Origin of the sequence: Ectopseudomonas toyotomiensis (assembly GCF_017167985.1) — a bacterium.
Classification (GTDB): Bacteria; Pseudomonadota; Gammaproteobacteria; order Pseudomonadales; family Pseudomonadaceae; genus Aquipseudomonas; species Aquipseudomonas toyotomiensis.
This window is the reverse complement of the sequence record NZ_CP070505.1, coordinates 927304-950782: the sequence shown is the minus strand read 5'-3', so window position 1 is coordinate 950782 and position 23479 is coordinate 927304. Positions and strand designations below refer to the sequence as shown.

18 protein-coding genes are annotated in these 23479 nt (G+C 61.8%); 11 read left to right on the top strand and 7 right to left on the bottom strand.

The window, feature by feature from the left end; all coding sequences use genetic code 11:
* The first annotated feature begins 81 nt into the window (after positions 1–81).
* From der to JWV26_RS04255, 4 genes are all read left to right on the top strand, one after another.
* Complete coding sequence (der, locus tag JWV26_RS04270) at positions 82–1557, top strand: ribosome biogenesis GTPase Der (RefSeq protein WP_072426057.1); 1476 nt, start codon at positions 82–84, stop codon at positions 1555–1557.
* 142 nt (positions 1558–1699) lie between these two features.
* Positions 1700–2848, top strand: a complete 1149-nt coding sequence (locus tag JWV26_RS04265; protein WP_072426056.1) for a pyridoxal phosphate-dependent aminotransferase — start codon at positions 1700–1702, stop codon at positions 2846–2848.
* Between the two features lie 73 nt (positions 2849–2921).
* On the top strand, positions 2922–3704 hold the full coding sequence (locus JWV26_RS04260; RefSeq protein ID WP_079782982.1) for an amidohydrolase: 783 nt from the start codon (positions 2922–2924) through the stop codon (positions 3702–3704).
* Between the two features lie 11 nt (positions 3705–3715).
* A complete protein-coding gene (locus tag JWV26_RS04255; protein WP_241201274.1) occupies positions 3716–4177 on the top strand; it encodes a hypothetical protein in 462 nt (153 codons plus the stop codon).
* Between the two features lie 86 nt (positions 4178–4263).
* Here the strand turns inward: JWV26_RS04255 and leuA are convergent, their stop codons facing one another.
* The 6 genes from leuA to JWV26_RS04225 all read right to left on the bottom strand — a co-directional run bounded on the left by leuA (position 4264) and on the right by JWV26_RS04225 (position 11623).
* The gene (gene leuA, locus JWV26_RS04250; protein ID WP_079782983.1) at positions 4264–5934 is read right to left on the bottom strand and encodes a 2-isopropylmalate synthase; all 1671 of its coding nucleotides are present in this window, start codon (positions 5932–5934) and stop codon (positions 4264–4266) included.
* A 305-nt stretch (positions 5935–6239) separates the two neighbouring features.
* Positions 6240–6905 (bottom strand): glutathione S-transferase family protein, encoded by a 666-nt coding sequence (locus JWV26_RS04245; RefSeq protein WP_206418473.1) that lies wholly within the window; start codon positions 6903–6905, stop codon positions 6240–6242.
* A 68-nt stretch (positions 6906–6973) separates the two neighbouring features.
* A complete protein-coding gene (locus JWV26_RS04240; protein WP_064495697.1) occupies positions 6974–8236 on the bottom strand; it encodes a mechanosensitive ion channel family protein in 1263 nt (420 codons plus the stop codon).
* A gap of 119 nt (positions 8237–8355) precedes the next feature.
* Complete coding sequence (locus JWV26_RS04235; RefSeq protein ID WP_206418472.1) at positions 8356–9216, bottom strand: peptidoglycan DD-metalloendopeptidase family protein; 861 nt, start codon at positions 9214–9216, stop codon at positions 8356–8358.
* Between the two features lie 51 nt (positions 9217–9267).
* Positions 9268–10647, bottom strand: a complete 1380-nt coding sequence (xseA, locus tag JWV26_RS04230) for an exodeoxyribonuclease VII large subunit (RefSeq protein ID WP_206418471.1) — start codon at positions 10645–10647, stop codon at positions 9268–9270.
* A 43-nt stretch (positions 10648–10690) separates the two neighbouring features.
* On the bottom strand, positions 10691–11623 hold the full coding sequence (locus tag JWV26_RS04225; protein ID WP_206418470.1) for a LysR family transcriptional regulator: 933 nt from the start codon (positions 11621–11623) through the stop codon (positions 10691–10693).
* A 34-nt stretch (positions 11624–11657) separates the two neighbouring features.
* On the opposite strand from JWV26_RS04225, the gene JWV26_RS04220 reads away from it, so the two are divergent.
* Both JWV26_RS04220 and JWV26_RS04215 read left to right on the top strand, forming a co-directional pair.
* A complete protein-coding gene (locus JWV26_RS04220) occupies positions 11658–12125 on the top strand; it encodes a multidrug/biocide efflux PACE transporter (RefSeq protein WP_206418469.1) in 468 nt (155 codons plus the stop codon).
* 56 nt (positions 12126–12181) lie between these two features.
* A complete protein-coding gene (locus JWV26_RS04215; RefSeq protein ID WP_074917911.1) occupies positions 12182–12736 on the top strand; it encodes a sugar ABC transporter ATPase in 555 nt (184 codons plus the stop codon).
* 107 nt (positions 12737–12843) lie between these two features.
* Here JWV26_RS04215 and JWV26_RS04210 read toward each other — a convergent pair whose 3' ends face one another.
* A complete protein-coding gene (locus JWV26_RS04210) occupies positions 12844–14946 on the bottom strand; it encodes a TonB-dependent siderophore receptor (protein WP_206418468.1) in 2103 nt (700 codons plus the stop codon).
* Positions 14947–15090: 144 nt separating this feature from the next.
* Here JWV26_RS04210 and guaB point away from each other — a divergent pair, with 144 nt between their 5' ends.
* The 5 genes from guaB to JWV26_RS04185 all read left to right on the top strand — a co-directional run bounded on the left by guaB (position 15091) and on the right by JWV26_RS04185 (position 23476).
* Positions 15091–16560 (top strand): IMP dehydrogenase, encoded by a 1470-nt coding sequence (gene guaB, locus JWV26_RS04205; protein ID WP_017675156.1) that lies wholly within the window; start codon positions 15091–15093, stop codon positions 16558–16560.
* Positions 16561–16634: 74 nt separating this feature from the next.
* Complete coding sequence (gene guaA / locus JWV26_RS04200) at positions 16635–18212, top strand: glutamine-hydrolyzing GMP synthase (RefSeq protein ID WP_021488817.1); 1578 nt, start codon at positions 16635–16637, stop codon at positions 18210–18212.
* Positions 18213–18445: 233 nt separating this feature from the next.
* Positions 18446–18982 carry a hypothetical protein gene (locus JWV26_RS04195; RefSeq protein WP_239690100.1) on the top strand — a complete coding sequence of 179 codons (537 nt, stop codon included), beginning with the start codon at positions 18446–18448 and terminating at the stop codon, positions 18980–18982.
* A 532-nt stretch (positions 18983–19514) separates the two neighbouring features.
* Positions 19515–21677, top strand: coding sequence for a TonB-dependent siderophore receptor (locus tag JWV26_RS04190; RefSeq protein WP_206418467.1), 2163 nt, complete (start codon positions 19515–19517; stop codon positions 21675–21677).
* Between the two features lie 425 nt (positions 21678–22102).
* Positions 22103–23476 (top strand): multicopper oxidase family protein, encoded by a 1374-nt coding sequence (locus tag JWV26_RS04185; protein ID WP_206418466.1) that lies wholly within the window; start codon positions 22103–22105, stop codon positions 23474–23476.
* The last annotated feature ends 3 nt before the right edge of the window (positions 23477–23479 follow it).

Here is a 23479-nt window from a genome sequence, read left to right as displayed (position 1 = left end):
GATGCAGCAGCGCAACAGATTCCGGCCGCTGCCCGTGCAGCGGCCTTTGCATTTTCTGAATTAACTCAAGTGGAGAGCCTGATGGTTCCCGTAATTGCCCTGGTGGGCCGGCCGAACGTCGGCAAGTCCACACTCTTCAACCGCCTGACCCGCAGCCGCGACGCCATCGTCGGCGACCTGTCCGGTCTGACCCGCGACCGCCAGTATGGCGAGGCGAAGTGGCAGGGGCGCACCTACATCGTGATCGACACCGGGGGTATTTCCGGTGACGAAGAAGGCATCGACGCGAAGATGGCCGAGCAGTCGCTACAGGCCATTGAAGAGGCCGATGCCGTGCTGTTCCTAGTGGACGCGCGCGCCGGCATGACCGCCTCCGACCAGATGATCGGCGAGCACCTGCGCCGTCGTAACAAGCAGAGCTTCCTGGTGGTGAACAAGGTCGACAACCTCGACGTCGACCTGGCCCGCGCCGAGTTCAGCCCCATGGGCCTCGGCGAGCCGCTGGCGATTGCCGGTGCCCATGGCCGTGGCATCACCCAGATGCTCGAAGTGGTGCTCGGTGCCTTCCCCAAGGACGCCGGCGAGCTGGAAGAGGGCGCCGAAGAGGAAGAGGTGCTGGAAGGCCAGGAAGCCAAGCGCATTCCCGGCCCGAGCGAGAAGGACGGCATCAAGCTGGCCATCATCGGCCGCCCCAACGTTGGCAAGTCGACCCTGGTCAACCGCATGCTCGGTGAAGAGCGGGTTATCGTCTATGACCAGGCCGGCACCACCCGCGACAGCATCTACATCCCGTTCGAGCGGGACGACGAGAAGTACACGCTGATCGACACCGCTGGTGTGCGCCGCCGCGGCAAGATCTTCGAGGCCGTGGAGAAGTTCTCCGTGGTCAAGACGCTACAGGCCATCCAGGACTCCAACGTCGTGGTGTTCGTCATGGACGCCCGCGAAGGCGTGGTCGACCACGACCTCAACCTGCTCGGCTTCGTGCTGGAAAGCGGTCGCGCGCTGGTCATCGCCCTGAACAAGTGGGACGGCATGGACCAGGGCCAGAAGGACTACGTGAAGACCGAGCTGGAGCGTCGGCTGTTCTTCGTCGATTTCGCCGATATCCACTTCATCTCAGCCTTGCACGGCACTGGCGTCGGCCATCTGTACAAGTCGGTGCAGGCCTCGTTCAAGTCGGCCATCACCCGCTGGCCGACCAGTCGCCTGACGCAGATTCTCGAAGATGCCGTCAGCGACCACGCGCCGCCCCTGGTCAACGGTCGCCGCATCAAGCTGCGCTATGCCCACTTAGGTGGCGCCAACCCGCCGCTGATCGTGATCCACGGTAACCAGGTCGACGCCGTGCCGCGCGCCTATAGCCGTTACCTGGAAAACACCTTCCGCCGTGTGCTCAAACTAGTCGGTACGCCGATTCGCATCGAGTACAAGGGCGGCGAGAACCCCTACGAGGGCAACAAGAACAAGCTTACCGATCGCCAGGTGAACAAGAAGCGCCGTCTGATGAGCCACCACAAGAAGGCCGAGAAGAAGCGCAAGGACAAGCGCAAGTAAGCTCTGCAGAAGCGTGCACGCCGGGGATCGCTCGGCGTGCACGGCATAAGCTTCCAGCTCTTTTTCATAAGCACTGCGGGTGCCGCCTATGGCGCCCTTCGGCTATCCTCGCGGCTTGCCTAGTTCTTCGTAGGAAGTCGCGATGCTCGTCAGCAAACTGCCCAACGTTGGCACCACCATCTTCACGCGGATGTCCCAGCTTGCTCTGGAGACTGGCGCGATCAATCTGTCCCAGGGTTTCCCTGATTTCGATGGGCCGCAGGCGTTGCGCGAAGCCGTGGCGCGCCACGTCATGGAAGGGCGCAACCAGTATTCGCCGATGACCGGGTTGCCCAGTCTGCGCCAGCAGGTGGCGGCGAAGATCGCCCGCAGCTATGGCGTGCAGCGTGATGCCGACAGCGAGATCACCATCACCCCCGGCGCCACCGAGGCGATCTTTTGCGCGGTACAGGCGCTGATCCGTCCGGGTGATGAAGCCATCGTCCTCGACCCTTGTTACGACAGCTACGAGCCGTCGGTGGAGCTGGCCGGCGGGCGCTGTGTGCATGTGCCGCTGGCATTGCCGGATTTCGCCGTGGACTGGCAGCGCCTGAGTGATGCCATCAGCCCGCGCACCCGGCTGATCTTCCTCAACTCCCCGCACAACCCCAGTGGTGCGCTGCTGACCCGTGCCGACCTGGACAAGCTGGCGGAGCTGATTCGTGGTCGCGATATCCATGTGATCAGCGACGAGGTCTACGAGCACCTGATCTATGACTGCCAGCGTCATGCCAGCGTGCTGGCCCACGACGAGCTGTATCAGCGCGCCTTCGTGGTCAGCTCCTTCGGCAAGACTTATCACGTGACTGGCTGGAAGACTGGCTACGTGGTGGCGCCGCCGGCACTGACCGCGGAACTGCGCAAGATCCACCAGTACGTCAATTTCTGCGGCGTGACGCCGCTGCAGTTCGCACTGGCCGACTTCATGGCCGCGCACCCCGAGCATGTCGAGGAACTGCCGGCTTTTTACCAGGCCAAGCGCGACCTGTTCTGCGATCTGCTGGCTGGCTCGCGCTTCACCTTCACTCGCGCTCCTGGTACCTATTTCCAGTTGGCTGACTATTCGGCCATTCGCCCCGATCTGGGCGACGTGGCCATGGCCGAGTGGCTGACGCGTGAGCACGGTGTGGCGGCGATCCCGGTGTCGGTGTTCTACCAGTCGGCGCCCGAGGATATGCGCCTGGTGCGCTTCTGCTTCGCCAAGCGTGAAGAAACCCTGCGCCAGGCCGCCGAGAAACTCTGTGCGGTGTGAGGGTAGGGCGGGTGTAACCCGCCTGTAAGGAGTTGGCGGGTTTCACCCGCCCTACGGCGAACGAGGTGCCCCGATGAGCGACAAACCCGATCTCGAACTGGCTCTGATCCAGACCACCCTGGCCTGGCATGATCCGGCGGCCAACCGTGAACACTTTCAGGCATTGCTGGAGCAGGCGCGTGGCGCTGATCTGGTCATCCTGCCGGAGATGTTCAGCACAGGTTTTTCCATGGAGTCGGCCGAGCTGGCCGAGCCCGAGAATGGCCCCAGCAGCGTCTGGCTGCGCGAGCAGGCGCAGCGTATCGATGCGGTGATCTGCGGCAGCCTGATCATCCAGGCGGCCGACGGCAGCTACCGTAATCGCCTGCTCTGGGGGCGTCCGGATGGCTCGCTGGCGCATTACGACAAGCGCCACTTGTTTCGCATGGCCAGTGAGCACAAGCATTACCGCGCCGGTAGCGAGCAGGTCGTGCTGGAGCTCAAGGGCTGGCGCGTGCGCCCGCTGATCTGCTACGACCTGCGCTTCCCGGTCTGGAGTCGCGATGCGGGTGGCACCGATCTGCTGCTGTATACCGCCAACTGGCCGGGGGCGCGTCGCCAGCACTGGAACCGCCTGCTGCCAGCGCGAGCCATCGAGAACCTGTGCTATGTCGCGGCTGTGAACCGCGTCGGCGAGGACGGCAAGGGCCACGGATATACTGGCGATTCTCAGGTACTGGATTTCCAGGGCGAGACCCTGCTAGCGGCAGGCGATGGTGATGGTGTGTTCCGCGCCCGGCTGTCGAGCGAGGCACTGGCTGCCTACCGCGAGCGCTTCCCCGCACACCTGGATGCCGATGCCTTCACCTTGAACTGATCAGGAGCTACATGAACATGGACGTACAGCAGAGCAATCCCTTTCAGCCTCCGCAGGCCGACCTGCAGCAGGCCACCACCAATCAGTCGCCGCTCTACAGCGTCGCGGGTGTTGGCCTGGCGACCTTCATCGGCACGCCGCTGGCTGGCGCCTGGCTGCTGGCGCATAACCTGCAACTGCTCGGCAAGGCAGATCGAGTGGCGATGGTCTGGGGCATTTCCGTCTTGCTTCTGGTGGTTACCTTGGTCCTGGCTTTCGTCTTGCCGGAGGAGTTGCCCGCCATGCCGTTCGCCATTGCACAGTTGATGGCGATGATCATGTTTGCCAAGAGCCTCATGGAAGCCGATCTCAAGCAGCATGCAGAGGCCGGTGGTGCGTTTCTGTCCAACTGGCGGCCGGCGGGTATCGGTGTGATGTTCACCCTCGGCCTGGCCGCGCTGATGTTCGCGGTGCTGATGATTTTCGATATCTGAGCACATTGCTCCCGGATTTCATCCGGGCTGCGCATACAAAAACGCCGGGCATTGCCCGGCGTTTTTGTGAGTGACGCTTAAGGAAATCAGGCCGCTTGCGACTCGGCCTGGCTCAGGGCGCGGTTCAGCGCGCTGAACAGGGCGCGGAAGCTCGCGGTGGTCAGGTTCTCGTCGATGCCGATGCCGTGCAGGGCACGACCGCCGTTGACACGTAGCTCGATGTAGGCAGCCGCCTTGGCATTGGTGCCGGCGCCGATAGCATGCTCGCTGTAGTCCATGACTTCCACCGCGACGGGCAGGGCTGCGGCCAGGGCTTCCAGTGGGCCCTTGCCGATGCCGCGCCAGTGGTGTTTTTCAGCGCCTTCAATAACCTCGATATCCACCGCGCTGGTGCCATTCTCTTCCTGCAGACGATGGCCTTTCAGGGTGTAGGGGCTGCGCGCTTGCAGGTATTCGGTTTCGAGCAGCTGATGGATCTGTGCGGCAGTCATTTCCAGGCCAAGACGATCGGTTTCGCGCTGCACTACCTGACTGAACTCGATCTGCATGCGCCGCGGCAGGCTGATGCCGTACTCCTGCTCGAGCAGGAAGGTGATACCGCCCTTGCCCGACTGGCTGTTCACGCGGATCACCGCCTCGTAGTCGCGGCCGATGTCGGCCGGGTCGATCGGCAGGTAGGGCACTTCCCAGAGGGCATCCTGCTTCTGCTGGGCGAAGCCCTTGCGGATGGCGTCCTGGTGCGAGCCGGAGAAGGCGGTGTGCACCAGATCGCCGACGTACGGATGGCGCGGGTGCACCGGGATCTGGTTGCAGTCCTCGACCACCTTGCGCACGGCGTCGATGTCGGAGAAGTCCAGCTGTGGGTCGACGCCCTGGGTGTAGAGGTTCAGCGCCAGGGTCACCAGGCAGACGTTGCCGGTGCGCTCGCCGTTACCGAACAGGCAGCCTTCGACGCGGTCGGCGCCAGCCATGACGGCCAGTTCCGAGGCTGCGACGCCAGTGCCACGGTCATTGTGGGTGTGCACGCTGATCAGCACGCTGTCGCGGCGGTCGACGTGACGACCGAACCACTCGATCTGGTCGGCGTAGTTGTTCGGCGTGGCGCACTCGATGGTGGCCGGCAGGTTGAGGATCAACTTGTTCGCCGGGGTCGGCTGGAACACACCGATCACCGCGTTGCACACCTCGACGGCAAAATCGATCTCGGTGCTGCTGAACACTTCCGGCGAATACTCGAAGCCCCACTGGGTTTCCGGCGCGGCATCGGCCAGGCGCTTGATGGTGGTGCCGGCGGCCACGGCAATGGCTTTGACGCCGGCCTTGTCCTGGTTGAAGACGATCTTGCGGAAGCTCGGTGCGCAGGCGTTGTAGTAATGGACGATGGCCTTTTTGGCGCCTTTCAGCGACTCGAAGGTGCGCTCGATAAGGTCGTCACGGGCCTGAGTCAGCACCTGGATGGTGACGTCGTCAGGGATATGGCCGCCTTCGATCAGCTCGCGGACGAAGTCGAAGTCGGTCTGCGAGGCGGACGGGAAGCCCACTTCGATCTCTTTCAGGCCCACGGCCACCAGGCACTTGAAGAAGCGCATCTTCTTCTCGGCATCCATCGGCTCGATCAGCGACTGGTTGCCGTCGCGCAGGTCGGTCGACAGCCAGATCGGCGCCTTGTCGATGATCTGGTCCGGCCAGGTGCGGTCCGGAATCTGAATCTGGGTGAACGGACGGTACTTCTGCGACGGGTCTTTGAGCATGGTCATGAGAGGGTCCTGCGAAATGGGAGTCGAACACGAGGCCGGGCGGCCATGAAACGGGGTTTCAGGCGGGGCTTCGCAGTCGCGGGCTGACCAGTCGCAGGCATGCGAGCTGGCGGACGAGAAAGATGTTTTTCATGTGGGCACCCTATCCATAGCAGGTGGATATGGCAATGCTTGCTTAAAAAACGCCGATTTATTGCTGGATAGCGTTTGCTGGTGGATTTTATTGCTTTGAAAGGTGTGTTTTCGGCGAATCGTGTTTGTGGGGGCTTACGGCGGCTCGCCCCTGCACCTCTTATAGTCAGCCTTCAATCGGCGTAGTCATATGCGCCACCTTTTTCAAGGGCTCGGCGATAAGCCGGCCTGGCATGAATGCGTTGCAGAAAATCGCTCAGACGCGGGTGGTTGGTTAGCACTCCACGGGCGGCAGCTGCTTCAAGCGGGAAGCTGAGCTGAATATCGGCAGCGCTGAAGGCATCACCGGCAAACCAGTCGTGCTCGCTCAGTTGGCTCTCCAGGTAGTCGAAATGCAGCTTCAGCTGCGGCGAGATGAACGCCTGACTGACCTTGTTCGCGATACCTCTGGCGATGGGTTTGATGAAGAACGGCATTGGCGCGCTGCGCAGCTTGTCGAAGACCAGCTTGAGCAGCAGTGGTGGCATCGCCGAGCCTTCGGCGTAATGCAGCCAGTAGCGGCAGCGCAGGCGTTCTGGGCTGCCGGCGGCAGGCAGCAACCAATCGCCATAGCGCTCGGCCAGGTATTCGATGATGGCGCCCGATTCAGCCAGGGTCAGTTCGCCGTCGGTGATCAGCGGCGAGTTGCCCAGAGGATGCACCTGGCGCAGCTCGGCAGGGGCGAGCATGGTCTGCGGGTCGCGCTGGTAGTGCTTGATCTGGTACTCGATACCAATCTCTTCGAGCATCCAGAGAATGCGTTGCGAGCGCGAGTTGTTCAGGTGATGCAGGGTAATCATGGCAAGCTCCGACCGATTTTGGGACAAAGGCTCTGTAACACGTCGTTCAGGGACGCACCACTAGCGTTTCATTGAGCTGCCCCGTGCTGTTCGACGATGGCTGGCCGCAGTTCGCGCATGTCCGCACCGCTCGGATGCTGGAACACGCGCAGGCCGAACTCGGGGAGGATGGCCAGCAGGTGGTCGAAGATGTCCGACTGGATACCTTCGTAGGCATTCCAGGCGATGGTGTTGGTGAAACAGTAGATTTCCAGCGGCAGGCCATCGGCAGTCGGACTGAGCTGGCGCACCAGCAGGGTCATGTTCTGGTGGATGTTCGGGTTGTGCCGCAAGTAATGCTCGACGTAGGCCCGGAAGCTGCCGATGTTGGTGATGCGCCGGGTGTTCACCGCTTCCTTGCCGTGCTCGGCCAGCTTGGCGTTCCAGTCCTGCAGTTCCTGGTCCTTGCGATCGAGGTACTCATCCAGAAGCATGAAGCGGCGCAGCCGTGCGATCTCCTCGTCGCTAAGGAAATGTACGCTGGTTTGATCCAAAAACAGCGCACGTTTGATCCGACGCCCACCCGACTCCTGCATGCCGCGCCAGTTCTTGAACGGGTCGGTGATGAAGCGCTTGGTTGGGATGGTGGTGATGGTCTTGTCCCAGTTCTGCACCTTGACCGTGTGCAGGGCGATATCGATCACGTCGCCGTCCGCGTTCAGCTGGGGCATTTCCACCCAGTCACCGACGCGGATGATGTCGCTGGAGGAAATCTGCACGCTGGCCACCAGCGACAGCAGGGTGTCCTGGAAGATCAGCATCAGCACGGCGGCCATGGCGCCGAGGCCGGACAGCAGGATCAGCGGCGAGCGGTCGATCAGCGCCGCTACCATCAGGATTGCGGCGATGGCGAAGATGGCGATCTTGATCACCTGCAAGTAGCCCTTGATCGGCTTCAGGTGTGCGTTGGGGCGACGCTGGTAGAGGGTATTGAGGATATCCAGCAGCGCGCCAATGGCCATGGCGATAGTCAGCACCACGAAGGCGCCGCAGACGTTGCGCGTCACTTCCACCACGGCAGCGGGCATGCCCGGCACCAAAACCACGCCGCTGGACAGCACCAGCGCCGGCACGATGTTGGACAGGCGCTTGATGATGCCGCTTTCCTTGATCTGGCCATGGCGGCCCAGGGCGGTCGCGCCGACCAGGCGGTAGATGGCGCGAACCAGGATGCGTTTGACCACCCAGTTCGACAGCCAGGCGGCGACGATCAAGGCGAGGGTAGCGGTGAGGGTGAGCAGTTCTGGCTGAGTGTTCAGCCAGTCCATCCAGGTGTTGAGCTCATTCGGCATTTCCGGCTCCGAAGCAGACAGGAGAAATGACCGACGCTGCAGGGCGGCCATCTGAGCCGCCGTACCCTAGCAAAGATACTCGATTAACCCAAACGGCGGCTGTTGCAGGCTGCGTGCGTTCAGGGCTTGAACGCGCCGATGAAGATCGCCGGGTCGACCCGCGCGTCGTTGAGGCTGACGTTCCAGTGCAGGTGTGGGCCGGTGGCGCGCCCGGTGGCGCCGACCTTGCCGACGTGGCCGCCTCGGGCGATTTCGTCGCCAAGCTTCACGTCTATCTCGGACAGGTGGCAGAACATGCTGATCAGCCCCTGACCGTGATCGAGGAACACCGTTTTGCCATTGAAGAAGTAGTCACCGATGAGGATCACTTTGCCGGCTGCTGGCGCCTTGATCGGTGTGCCGCGGTTGGCGGCGAAGTCCAGGCCCGAGTGCGGGTTGCGCTCCTCGCCGTTGAAGAAACGACGCAAGCCGAACGGACTGGACAGCGGGCCGTTGACTGGTCTGTCGAACATCAGGTTGCTCGGCTGGCGTGCGCTGAATTGCTGGTAGGCGCGGGTCTGCTCGGCCAGCTCGCGTTCGATGCGCTTGAGGTTGGCGGCGTTGGGGGTGACCTGCTGCTGGTTCTTGATGGTGATGCGCTGCTCGGTGTAGTGCTTGGCACCCACCTGGAAATTCAGCTTCTGGCCGCCCTCGACCTCTACCTGCTGAGTGCCCGGTTTGACGCTGAGTGGGATGCCGACGATGGCGATCCAGTGCTTGCTGTCTTCATGCACGGTCAGCACCGGCTTGCCCTGATAGCGCACTTTGGGCGCCTGCGCCGGGTTGCCCAGATCGATCACCGCCACACCACCTGGCACCGGCTTGTTCAGCAGGCGGGTGATAAAGCCTTCGGCGTGGGCGGGGAGGGCCAGACACAGAGCCAGGACGAACAGGCACAGCTTGTGTAGGAGCGGGCTCTGCCCGCGAAGCTTTTGGGTCATGAATGTTCGCGAGCAGCGTTCGTTCAAGCGGGCAAGGGCAGGCATGTTCAGTCAATCCAATAGCGACAAGGTCGCCGGTTGTATGTGGTTGTCTTCGACGCGCACGTCCAGTTCGCCTTCGCCAAGGCGAGCCTTGAGGCGCTGGCCGGGCTGGGTCTGCGCGGCGCTGCGCACGGCCTGGCCGCGTTCGTCGAGGAGGATGCTGTAGCCGCGACCGAGGGTGGCCAGCGGGCTGACGATCTGCAGTTGCGCGGCCAGTGCACCCAGTTGCTGGCGCTGGCTGCGCAATTGGCTTTGCATCGCGCGTGGAAGCCGTGTGGCCAGGCCATCCAGGCGCTGGCGCAACAGGGCCAGGCTACGCCCCGGATGCTGTGCGGCGAGGCGAGCGTCGAGACGGGCCAGACGCTCGCGCTGATTGGCCAGTTGCTGGTTGAAGGCACGGCGCAGGCGCATGTCCAGATCGTCCAGGCGCTGGGCTTGTTGGCGCAGGCGCTCACCGGGATGGCGCAGGCGTCGGCTCGTTCCTTCCAGGCGTAGGCGTTCGCGAGCCAGGCGGCCCTGCATCTGCAGGACCAGGCGGCGCTGCAGATTATGTAGGCGCTGCACCAGTTCGCTGCTGTCCGGTGCCAGCAGTTCGGCAGCGGCCGAGGGTGTCGGGGCGCGCACATCGGCGACGAAGTCGGCGATGGATACATCCGTCTCGTGTCCCACGGCGCTGACGATGGGCGTCACGCAGGCCGCCACGGCGCGGGCCACGGCTTCCTCGTTGAAGCACCACAGGTCTTCCAGTGAGCCACCACCACGGGCCAGGATCAGTGCGTCGAAACCCTGCGCGTCGGCGCGTTGCAGGGCCCGGACGATCTGCGCGGTGGCCTCACGGCCCTGTACGGCGGTGGGGATCAGGTTCAGCTCCACCTGCGGCGCGCGGCGACGAAACACGCTGATGATGTCGCGGATCACCGCGCCGGTAGGCGAGGTGACGATACCGATGCGCTTGGGATGGGCGGGCAGGGCGATCTTGCGTTCGGTAGAGAACAGACCTTCGGCGCTGAGCTTTTCCTTTAGTGCCTCGAAGGCCAGGCGCAGGGCGCCGTCGCCCGCTGGTTCCACGGCGTCGAGAATCAGTTGGTAGTCGCCACGCCCTTCGAACAGCGAGACCTTGCCGCGCACCTTCACCGCCAGACCATCACGCAGCGCCTGGCGCACACGCGCAGCGTTCTGCCGGAACAGCGCGCAGCGCACCTGGGCCTGGCTGTCCTTCAGGGTGAAGTAGATGTGGCCGGAGGCCGGGCGGGCGAGGTTGGAGATTTCCCCCTCGACCCAGATACCGGCGAACACGTCCTCCAGCAGCAGGCGGGCGCGGTTGTTGAGCTGGCTGACGCTGAGCACCTCGCGGTCGAGGTTCAGGCGGGCAAAAGGGTCATTGATCATGGGGCAGCATGATAAGTCGAGAGCGACGTTGGCGCGACCTTCATCAGGCGTCTTGCATCAGGCGTTCGAGCAACCAGGCTGCGACCGGACCGAGTTCGCGCTGGCGCGACCAGATGGCGTCCACCGTGACCCGCCGCGGCCAGCCGCTGCAGGGCAGTTCATGCAGGCCACCAAAGCCGTAGGCATCGACCAGTTGCCGCGGCAGTTCGGCCCAGCCGAAGCCCAGTCTGGCCATTTCCAGCAGCATCAGATAGTCCGGCGCGGCCCAGCAGCGGCCGCCGCTGCCGGGCAACTCGTCCGTGTTCGCATCGTCATGGGCGACGCTGCTCAAGCGCAGCAGACGCCAGCGCGACAAGTCGTCCTGACGCACTCGTGGCAGCTTGCTCAGGGGATGATCCTTGGCGACGAACAGGCCGAACTCGCTGCTCATTTCCAGGCGGGCGTGGGCGATATGCGGTGGATAGGCCGCTTGCGCGGCGAGCAGTCCCAGCTGTGCGCGGCCCTGGGTGATCAGGTCGAGCACATCGGCCTGTTCGGCGATCAGGCTTTCGAACTGCAGATCGGGGAAGCGCTGATCCAGCTCCTGCAGGCGAACTTCGTATTGTTTCGGCTGGTAGGCGTCGGACAGCGCCAGAGTCAGTCGCGCCTCCTGGCCTCTGGCCAAACCGGCAGCGTGTCGCGCCAGGCGGTCGCTGGCGCAGAGGACTTCTTCTGCATGGGCCAGCAGGCTGGCACCAGCTTCGGTCAGCTGCAGTTTGCGTGAGCCGCGTTCGAACAGTGCCACGCCCAGGTCGATTTCCAGGCGCGCGACGGCCTCGCTGATGGTCGACTGGCTCTTGCCCAGACGCCGCGCTGCGGCGCTGAGCGATCCGCAGTTGGCGGCCTGAGCGAAGGCCTGGAGGGAATCGGGGGAAATATTCATATCGGTTTTGCCGATGGCAGCTGCTTTTGGATTGGCTGGTATTCCGATGATCATAGCGCTCGTTGTCACTTATCACGAGGTTCGTTTCATGACTCAGCCCCTGTCGCGCTCCCTGCGTGAGCGCATTGGTCACGCCCTGGCCTTCGAGACCATCGCCGTGCTCATCTGCGCGCCGACCATGGCCTGGTTCATGGATAAACCACTGCTGCACCTGGGTGTGCTGACCCTGATGTTCTCCACCGTGGCGATGCTGTGGAACATGCTGTTCAACTACCTGTTCGACCGCGCACAGAGTCGTCTGGGCTTCGAGCGCGGCCTGTGGGCGAGGGTCAGCCATGCGTTGCTGTTCGAAGTGGGGTTGATCATCGTGCTGGTACCGCTGGCGGCCTGGTGGTTGTCGATCGGTCTGCTCGAGGCGCTGCTCTTGGATATTGTGCTGATCCTGTTCTTCCTGCCGTACACCATGGCGTTCAACTGGATCTACGACGTGCTGCGTGCGCGCTGGGTGGCCCGTCGTGAAGCACAGGCGGCTGCTGTGATCTGTCGTGGGGCTTGATTTGCCGGCGGTAGTGCCTAAGCTGCCGCCCTTTCCTTGCCAGCTGTTCGAACACCATGACCGCGCAACTGATCCTCGTCCCTCAGATATCCACGCTTCCCGCTCACGAGCAGAAGGCCCAGGCCATGCTGCGCTGGCTGGTCAAACGGGAAATCGTCGAGGCATTGCCGACCACCTGCGGTCAGGGTGGCAACGGTATGGCCTACGCCATCGGGCCCGGCGCTCGGCGTATCGCCCAGCGTCCTGAGATGCTGCCTTATGGTGAGGCGCACAATGGTCTGGAAATCATCACCAATCGCTGTATCTATGTGCCGACGCGCAGCTTTCTCGAAGAGGCGGGCTGCGCCGAATGCCGCAGGGAGGTCGGCGTGCCGCTGTTCGACAGCCTGGAGGTGTGGTGGCCAGGGGAAACCGACAACTTCACCTGCCCGGAATGCGGGCATGAAGATGACATCAACGGTTTCCTGTTCCTGCAGCCGTGCGGCTTTTCCAACCTGGGCTTCATCTTTAACGGCTGGGCTGAAGCCGGCTTGCGCCCGGCGTTCGTCGAAGAGTTCGGCGAACGCCTGGGCTTTGCGCTGAGGCAGGTGCGGGTCGACGATCCTGCTTGAGCGGTTTTCAGTCGATTGTGGCTGGGGCTTTAGCTGCGACTTCATATGGTTTCAGTCGCCGCTGAAGCGCCTTCCACAGGCGCTCAGCAGTTGTCATCGGGGTCAGCTCAGAACTCGACACTGGCCGACAGGCGCACTTCGCGTGGCTCGCCCACTGCAACGCGTAGATCGCCACCGCTGGAGGAGTAGTAACGCTCGTCGAACAGGTTGCGTACGTTCAGTTGCAGGCGGGTCTTTTCGCCGAGCAGTTGGCTGTCCCAACTGACGAAGGCATCGGCCACCGTGTAGCTGTCCAGCCAGAATGTGTTGGCGTTGTCGCCGGCACGCTCACCGACGTAACGGGCGCCGCCACCCAGTCGCCACTGACCCAACTCCTGGGGCAGATGCAGATGATGGACGAGGTAGAGACTGCCGACATTGCGCGCGGCGTTGACCAGTTCGTTGCCTTCGTTGGCCGGGTCATCGAGGATTTCCGTATCGGTGTAGGCGTAGCTGCCAAGCAGCTCCCAGCGCTCGCTGAGGCGGCCGGTGATATCCAACTCTACGCCGCGCGAACCGACCTTGCCTGCGGCTTCCGATACGGAATTGTTGGTGACTACGACGTTTTCCTTCTCGATATCGAACAGCGCCAGACTGGCGCCGATACCCTGAGGCAGATCGAGTTTCACGCCCAGCTCGTAGCTGCGACCTTCTTCGGGATCGAATGCCTGGCCAGTGTTGGTATCCGAGGCATTGGGCACGAAGGAGCGGCTGTAGTTGCCGTAGAACGCCACCTGATCGTTCAGTTGGAATACCAGGCCACCGAAGGGCAGGAAGGTGGTGTCTTGCCGGTGGGTAGTTGGCTTGTACAGCGCCCCTCGACCTTGCCCGACCAACTGCTCGAAGCGCTGGTAACGGCCTCCAAGCACCAGAATCCATTGCTCGTTCAAGTGCCAGTTGTCTTTCACGTAAAGTGAGCGCGAATGCAATTCGTCGCGACGATCGCTCTGTGACAGATTGAGCAGGGAGGGTGCGGCAAGATTGCCGTAGAACGGGTTGTAGATGTTGAAGCCGCCGACTGCCGGGCCGCGCCAGGTATCGCCACGAAAATTGTCAACGCGCTCTGTGTCTGCACCAATCAGCAGATCATGGCGCTGACCGAACAGCGTGGCCTTGCCGATCCAGTCCCAGGCCAGATATTGGGTCTGGTTGTCATGTTCGCTTCCATCGGAGCGGCGGCTGAGCGCGCCTGTAGTGGCATTCAGCGCGTTGGGGCGAGCCTCGGCATAGTCGTAGCGCTCGTTGTTCCAGCCATAGGTGAGGCGGCTCGACCAGTCGTCGCTGAGCTGGTACTCGGCAGTAGCCGTGAGCAGTTCATCGATACCTTCAGCCTTGGACCAGCGCTCGCTGAAACGGTCGTTATAGGAAACCTTGGCCGGCTTGCCGTTGATGATCACCGTACCGCGATCCACCGGGCTGCTGTATTCCTTGTATTCGTAGGCGATGTTGAGACGCAGACGTTCGCCTTCCCAGCTCAGCGAGGGCGCAATCAGGCTGTGCTCTTCTTCGCCGAAGTTACGCCAATAATCTTCGTGGTGACGCTCGGCAATCAGGCGAAAGGCCAGGCCGCTGTCGGCAACTGGACCGGTAACGTCGACTGCCAGGCTGCCTCCGCCGAAGCTGGAGTTGTCCGCGCTCAGTTGCGTGCCCCATTGGTACTGCGGCTTCTTGCTGATGACGTTGATCAGGCCACCCGGCTCCAGCGCGCCATACAGCAGTGAGGCCGGCCCCTTGAGCACTTCCACGCGTTCGGTGGTGGCGCTGAAGTTGCGTGAGAGGCTGGAACGGATGCCGTCACGGAGGATCGACCCGTCGGCGTTTGCACCAAAGCCGCGTTTGACGAAACCGTCCTGAGTGCCGGCCAGTGTGTTGCTCTGTGTCATGCCGCTAACGAATTTCATCGCATCGTCCAGCGATCTGACCTGAAAATCCTCGATGGTCTGTGGCGTTACCACCTGTACCGACTGGGCTTCATCCTTGAGCGCTACGGAGGATTTGCTTGCAGTGCTGGCGCGCTTGGCCTGATAGCCGTCTTCTTCCATGGCAGGCTTGGCGACCACCTCTTGGCTGGGCAGCTCCAGCTCCTGTGCCAGAAGGTGGCCGGCTGGAAGCAGGCAAAAAGTAAGCAGAGCGGCACATTGGCCGCTCAAGGAAGAACGGGTTGATTTCATTTGGCACTCAAGTGCAGGTGTTTTTGAGAATCATTATTCTATGATTTTCAAGATGTGGCTGCCTAGAGATACACTTTGCATTGAGTGAAATGAGGTCGCTGGGTATAATGCCGCGCTTCTTATTTTCCCGCTCGGGAGCCCGCCATGCTGCGCATCAGCCAAGAAGCACTCACTTTCGACGACGTCCTGCTTATCCCCGGTTATTCCGAGGTACTGCCCAAGGACGTCAGCCTGAAGACCCGCCTGACCCGCGGCATCGAACTGAACATCCCGCTGCTGTCCGCTGCCATGGACACCGTCACCGAAGCGCGCCTGGCCATCGCCATGGCCCAGGAAGGCGGCATCGGCATCATCCACAAGAACATGACCATCGAGCAGCAGGCTGCCGAAGTGCGCAAGGTCAAGAAGTTCGAGGCCGGCGTGGTCAAGGACCCGATCACCATCGAGGCCGACGCCACCGTGCGCGACCTGTTCGAGCTGACCCGTCTGCACAACATCTCCGGTGTGCCGGTGCTGTCCAACGGCGACCTGGTGGGTATCGTCACTTCCCGTGACGTGCGTTTCGAGAACCGTCTGGACGCTAAAGTGCGTGATGTGATGACGCCGAAAGAACGCCTGGTCACCGTCAAGGAAGGCGCCGCCAAGGAAACCGTGCGCGAGCTGCTGCACAAGCACCGTATCGAGAAGGTGCTGATCGTCGATGATGCTTTCACCCTCAAGGGCATGATGACCGTCAAGGATATCGAGAAAGCCAAGGCCTACCCGCTGGCGAGCAAGGACGATCAAGGTCGTCTGCGCGTTGGCGCTGCCGTCGGTACTGGTGCCGACACCGGTGATCGCGTAGGTGCTCTGGTCAATGCCGGTGTGGATGTGATCATCGTCGACACCGCTCACGGCCACTCCAAGGGCGTGATCGACCGCGTGCGTTGGGTCAAGCAGAACTTCCCGGAAGTCCAGGTGATCGGTGGCAACATCGCCACGGGTGCAGCTGCCAAGGCGCTGGTCGAAGCCGGCGCCGATGGCGTCAAGGTCGGCATCGGCCCAGGCTCGATCTGCACCACCCGTATCGTGGCTGGCGTCGGTGTTCCGCAGATCAGCGCCGTGGCCAACGTGGCCGCAGCACTGGCCGGCACTGGCGTACCGCTGATCGCTGACGGTGGTATCCGCTTCTCTGGCGATCTGTCCAAGGCCATCGTTGCCGGCGCTTCCGCCGTGATGATCGGCTCCATGCTGGCCGGTACCGAAGAAGCCCCGGGCGAAGTCGAACTGTTCCAGGGCCGCTCCTACAAGGCTTACCGCGGCATGGGCTCGCTGGGCGCAATGGCGCAGGCGCAGGGCTCTTCCGACCGTTACTTCCAGGACTCCTCGGCCGGCGCCGAGAAGCTGGTGCCGGAAGGTATCGAAGGTCGTGTCCCCTACAAGGGCGCGATGAGTGCCATCGTTCACCAGCTGATGGGCGGCCTGCGTGCCTCCATGGGCTACACCGGCTGCGCCACCATCGAAGAGATGCGTACCAAGCCGGAGTTTGTGCGCATTACCGGCGCCGGCATGGCCGAGTCGCATGTCCACGATGTGCAGATCACTAAGGAAGCGCCCAACTACAGAGTTGGTTGATTCGCTGCAATGTATGAATAACGGGGCTGTTCGATCAGCCCCGTGTCATTTGTGAATACCTACGAGAGACGGCCATGGCCCACGACATTCACGCCCACCGCATCCTCATTCTGGACTTCGGTTCCCAGTACACCCAGCTGATTGCCCGCCGTGTGCGCGAGATCGGTGTCTATTGCGAACTGCACCCCTGGGACATGAGCGACGAGGACATCCGCGCCTTCGCTCCGCGCGGCATCATCCTCGCCGGTGGCCCGGAGTCGGTGCACGAAGCCAATAGCCCGCGCGCGCCGCAAGCGGTGTTCGACCTGAACGTGCCGGTGCTGGGCATCTGCTACGGCATGCAAACCATGGCCGAGCAGCTCGGCGGCAAGGTGGAAGGTTCCGATCTGCGTGAATTCGGCTACGCCCGTGTCGACGTGGTCGGCAAGAGCCAACTGCTGGCCGGTATCGAAGACCATGTCGACGCCGACGGGGTACTGGGTCTCGACGTGTGGATGAGCCACGGTGACAAGGTCACCCGCCTGCCGGAAGGCTTCCACATCCTCGCCAGTACCCCGAGCTGCCCGATCGCCGCCATGTGCGACGACACTCGCCACTATTACGGCGTGCAGTTCCACCCGGAAGTGACCCACACCAAGCAGGGCGGTCGCATCCTCTCGCGCTTCGTGCTGGAAATCAGCGGCTGTGAAGCCCTGTGGACACCGGCCAACATCGTCGAAGACGCCATCGCCGCCGTGCGTGCCCAGGTTGGCGACGCCAACGTGCTGCTCGGCCTGTCCGGTGGTGTCGACTCCTCGGTGGTCGCGGCGTTGCTGCACAAGGCCATCGGCGACCAGCTGACTTGCGTGTTCGTCGACAACGGCCTGCTGCGTCTGCACGAAGGCGACCAGGTAATGGCCATGTTCGCCGAGAACATGGGCGTCAAGGTGATCCGCGCCGATGCCGAAGAGCAGTTCCTCAGCAACCTGGCCGGTGAGTCCGACCCGGAGAAGAAGCGCAAGATTATCGGCCGCACCTTCATCGACGTGTTCGATGCGCAGGCCAGCAAACTGGACAACATCCAGTTCCTCGCCCAGGGCACCATTTACCCGGACGTGATCGAGTCGGCTGGCGCCAAGAGCGGCAAGGCTCATGTGATCAAGAGCCACCACAACGTTGGTGGCCTTCCGGAGGAAATGAACCTCAAGCTGGTCGAGCCGCTGCGTGAACTGTTCAAGGACGAAGTGCGCAAGATTGGTCTGGAGCTGGGCCTGCCCTACGACATGGTCTACCGCCACCCGTTCCCGGGCCCGGGCCTTGGCGTGCGCATCCTCGGTGAAGTGAAGAAGGAATACGCCGACCTGCTGCGCCGCGCCGACCACATTTTCATCGAAGAACTGCGCAAGGCCGACTGGTATCACAAGACCAGCCAGGCGTTCGTGGTGTTCCAGCCGGTGAAGTCGGTCGGTGTCGTCGGTGATGGCCGTCGCTACGCCTGGGTCGTTGCCCTGCGCGCCGTGGAAACCGTGGACTTCATGACCGCTCGCTGGGCGCACCTGCCCTACGAGCTGCTGGAAACCGTCAGCGGCCGCATCATCAACGAGATCGAAGGCATCTCCCGCGTTACCTACGACGTGTCGAGCAAGCCGCCAGCGACCATCGAGTGGGAGTGATGCCTACCCTGGTGTCGCCCGTCTGACGAAACCCCGGCCCTGGTGCCGGGGTTTTGTTTTTAGGCCTTATGTGGCGTGTTTCTGTCACCCGCGGAACACTTTGGCTAGGGTTAGGTTTTTATTTCCTTAAAGAGGAAGTGCCTATGCCTGGCAACTCGCTAGCTGCCCCGTGTTTGCGCACTTTGCTGACGGCACTCTTGTTGTTCCTGGCGCCCTGCGGATTCGCTCAGGACATGATCGAGCGCTTCGGTGAGCGCCCTTACACTGGTCGAGTCGACTTCAAGGTGGCACCTCCCTCCGGCAAACCGGTCACGCACTACGGAAGGGGAAGTGTGTTGCTGGAGCGCAGCGCACCGGGCAAGGCGGTCCTGCAGTTACGCGGCAAGGTTCCGGACAGCGCCACGCAGACCGAGCTGACGATTCCCGGCATTTATGACGACGCAGGCTGGCGCAGCGAGCCGGATGACGTGCAGATGAGCATCGCAGCCGACGGGCGTGTCAGCGGTGGCGGTATCAGCGACGGGCGTACCTTTCTCTTTTCGGGCACTTTCAGCCCGGCTGAGGTGCGCCTGGAGGTGCGTGTCACGATGGTTCGTGAAGAAGGTGGTGCGCCTGCCGGAACCACCCTGACGTTTGATTACCGGGTCAAACGCGAATCGCTCGAGGCACAGGCCGGCCAGGATGTAGAGGACGGCTGCCGTCTGGTCATGCGACCCATTGCCAATTTCGGTGGGGGCATGACCATGGCTCAGGTACCTGAATGCGACTGAGCAGGGAAATTTTTCCGGCGTAGATGGGTGATCCGCCCGTAAACGCCTGAGCGCTGCCAGGGGCAGTCAGCCCTGAAGCAAAGACAGAGTCGCCAGAAGCACGAACAGGCTCGGGCTCAGACAACGCAGCAATTGGGAGTAGCCGTCGTCGCTCAATCGGCAGGTGACAGGGGGCGCAGGCAGATCGTGCGTGGGAAACGGCTCAGTTCTTCGTACCTCGATGCTTCTAGAGATATCCCGTAACCCTGCCCATGACGCTCGCCATCCAGATCAAGGTGCACTTACGAATGCTCTGTGTAGCTGCACGCTCTATCTAGCAGGTGGTCCGAGACCGCTCTGTGCTCCGAACAAGTAATTGAGATGGATTGCGCCTGGTGCATAACGGGCTCGGTATCACAAGAGATCAGTAAATCTATATGTAAGTCATTATCGTTTTGATGTGTGTTTTCTGCTATGTTGCCGCCGCCAACCAGGCGGTACCGCCACATAGAAAGGCCGCTGACACGCCTCTTAACCGATAAGGACCATGAGCATGACCGATAGTAAGAACGGGGTTCTCAATGCACGAGCGCCCTGGCGGCGCGTTACCAGCGCTGCTCTGTTTTGCACGCCGCTGGTTGCCGCGCCTCTATACGTTCACGCGCAAGAGGCAAGCTCTGCCAAAGAGGATGAACCCTTCCGCCTGGCGCCAATTATTGTCAACGCCAAGGCCTCGGCAGGTGATGACGCCAGTTCGGTGGTTGCCCAGGAGCTCTGGGTCGGCGGCAAGGTCGCCACCAGCATCCTCAATACCCCTGCTTCGGTTTCCGTTATCACGCAGAAAGAAATCGAACAGCGCAATGCCAGCACCACTGAAGAAGTGCTGAAATACACGCCAGGTGTTATTACCGACTACTACAGCACCGATGACCGCAACGATTACTTCCAGATCCGTGGCTTCAATGCCACTACCTATCGCGATGGCCTGACCCTGGGCTCGATGCGTGGCGTACGTGAAGATTCGTTCGCCTATGAGCGTGTAGAGGTGCTACGCGGCGCCAACTCCACGCTGTTCGGTCCGGCCGACCCGGGTGGCTCGGTGAACTTCGTAACCAAGAAGCCGCGCTTCGACAAGTTCGGTCAGGTCTACGCAAGCTACGGCTCCTTCAATCACAAGGAAACCGGTATCGACGTTGGCGATTCGCTGGATGCGAATCAGGCCCTGGCTTATCGCTTCACCGGCAAGTTTCAGGACAATGACCGTGAATACGATCATTCTCGTGACGACAACCAACTCGTCATGGGCGGCCTGACTTGGGCACCGACTGCCTTTACCTCGGCGACGCTGGTCGTGGATCACCTCAAGAGAAAGAGCACGCCCAATAGCGGCGGTTATCCGATGGACAAGGAGTATGACCGTGATGATTTCTTCGGCGAGCCTGGCTACAACTTCCACGATGTTGAACGCACCAATATCAGTGGCAGCCTCAGTCACGACTTCGACAACGGCTTCGTGCTGCGTAGCAACCTGCGGTACAGCGAACTGCATGATGACTATGGTTATGCCTATCTGACTGGAGTCCGCACGGGAGACATGCTGGATCGAGCTATCCTGGGAGCAGACAATGAGGCCGAGCAGCTCAACGGCAACCTGATGCTGCAGTACGACGCCCGCTTCAAGAATATCGACAGCAGCACCACGGTCGGTGTGGAGTACGGCGACTCGTCGACTGACGAAAGCGCTGTATATCAGGGGATCGATCCCATCAGCGTTACCAACCCCGTGTACACCGGGGTTGCCTCAGGGCTTTCGCCATATCTCTCCAGAAAACAGGAGTACACCACCAAGTCTGTATTCCTGCAGCAGAACCTGTCGTTCTATGAGCGTTTTATCGTCACGGCCGGTGTTCGTAACGACTCCATGGATCTGTCCAGCAAGGGATTCAACACGTTCAATGCTGTCCCAGCGTTCAGTGACAGCGATAGCTTCTCAGAAACCTCTTATCGCGCGGCACTGACCTATGTCGCCACTGACGAAATTTCCACCTACATCAGCATGGTGGAGTCCGTCGCCGTACCAGAGGTCGGCACCACCCCGGAGCGAGGCAGACAGTACGAAGTAGGTGTGAAGTATTCGCCAATGGCGATGAATGCGTTGTTCTCTGCTGCCATCTATGAGCTGACTCAGGAGGACGTCGCCACAGCGGTCGTGCAGCAGAATGGCGTCATCGACTTGCAGAGCGTGGGCGAGCAGCGTGTGCGTGGCCTCGAGCTCGAAGCCAAGGCCGAGCTGACCGAGAACCTGAGCCTGGTTGGCGGTTACACCTACATGGATACTGAGGTGCTTCGCGGGGCACTGCAAGTGTGGAACGGGACGGGGTATGGCGCCGTATCGATCAAGGGTAACGAGCTCGTTACCGCGCCCAAGCACTCGGCCTCGCTCTGGACTTATTACAGCCTGCCGGGAACGGATATTAGTCTCGGTCTAGGTGCTCGCTATGTCGGTGCCTATCACTTCAATGACCTCAACGACAACGGCGAGAGTGATGGCACCACGCTGTTCGATGCTGCGTTCAACTACCAGATCGCCAAGGGCACAGAGCTTGCGCTCAACGTCTCCAATATATTCGACGAGCAGCATGTGGTTGGGCGCGGCACTGCGAACTACTACAACTCGGGACGCGAAGTCACTGCCAAGCTGAGTTACAACTGGTAAGCATGCACTTGATGTCGGAGATAGATGCCAGTTTCTGCGGGTTGGTGTCTATTCAGGCCCAAATGAAAAAACCGGCTTCGGCCGGTTTTTTCATGTCTGTGCCAGTACAACGCTTTTGGTAAGCGCGAGCAGCGCAGCATCTCGCGCTTGGCGCGTACCTGGTTGGTCAGCATCACTTCGATGCTTCCAGGGTCAATCATGCGACGTACAGTGCCAGTGCGCTGGTCATCGCCATGCCGAACAAGTCCATGGCGTATCGATACCCTTGTCGGACAGGTGGCTTGGCAGGCGACGTGGTCAGACGCTCCCGTGATGTTTGTCGCGTTCATCTGCGGCAATAAGTCCTTCGTCCGAGCTCGTCTCTTCCTTCGTGAAAATGAGAAGATACCGCAATTGAGTATGCTCGCAGATTGCCGAGGATGAAGATGTCGTTTACCCGCAGACAAGTGCTCGCCGGCCTGGCTGGTCTGGGTGTTGCCGGCCTGGGCGTAGGTGGTGTGCGTTACTGGCTCGGGCGCCCGGAGAACGTGGCGACCCATGACTACGAGCTGATCGCCGCGCCGCTGGACCTGGAACTGGTGCCGGGGCACAAGACGCCGGCCTGGGGCTATGGCGGCCACGCGCCGGGATTGGAGTTGCGCTGTCGGCAGGGCGAGCGTCTGCGGGTGCGCTTCATCAACAAGCTGGAGCAGCAGAGCACCATCCACTGGCATGGCATTCGTCTGCCGCTGGAGATGGACGGCGTGCCCTACGTCTCCCAGGCGCCGGTGCTGCCGGGTGAATACTTCGACTACGACTTCATCTGCCATGACGCCGGCAGCTTCTGGTATCACCCGCACACCACCAGCACCGAGCAACTGGGGCGCGGCCTGGTCGGGCCGCTGATCATCGAGGAGCGTGAGCCGACGGGCTTCCTCCATGAGCGCACGCTGAGCCTGAAGACCTGGCATATCGACGAGCAGGGCGCCTTCACCGACTTTCTGGTGCCGCGTCAGGCAGCGCGCGAGGGTACGCGTGGGCGCTTGACCACCATCAACGGCGAACCGAACCCGACCCTCGAATTACCTGCAGGGCAGGTGGTGCGCCTGCGTCTGATCAATGTCGACAGCACCATCACCTATCGCCTCAACCTGCCGGGCGGGGAGGCGCGCATCTATGCCCTGGACGGCAATCCGGTGCAGCCGCGGCCGCTGGGTAAGGAATACTGGCTGGGGCCTGGAATGCGCATCGACCTGGCGCTGAAGGTGCCGGCAGCCGGCGAGGAATTGTCGCTACGCAATGGTCCGCTGCGCCTGGCCACCTTGAAAGGTGTCGCCAGTAGCGAAGTCGCAGGCGACTGGCCACCGCCTCTGCCGGCCAACCCCGTCGCCGAACCGGACCTGGCCCGCGCCGAGACGCTGCGTTTCAACTTCGAGTGGGCCGCCGCACTGGCTTCGCCGGCCGACGAGGCAGCCGGTCGCTACAAGTACTGGCAGATCAACGGCCAGGCCTGGGACATCAATGACAAGACCTGTGCAGATCGCCCGATCGCCACGCTGAAGAAGGATGGCCACTACATCTTCGTACTGCGCAATATGGCGCAGTATCAGCACCCGATCCACCTGCACGGTATGACCTTCAAGGTGCTGGGCTCGGACCGGCGCAAGATCATTCCGTATTTCACCGACACCTACCTGTTGGGCAAGAACGAGACCGCGCGCATCGCCTTCGTTGCCGATAATCCTGGTGTGTGGATGTTCCATTGCCACGTGATCGACCATATGGAAACGGGGCTGATGGCGGCCATCGAAGTGGTGTAGGGT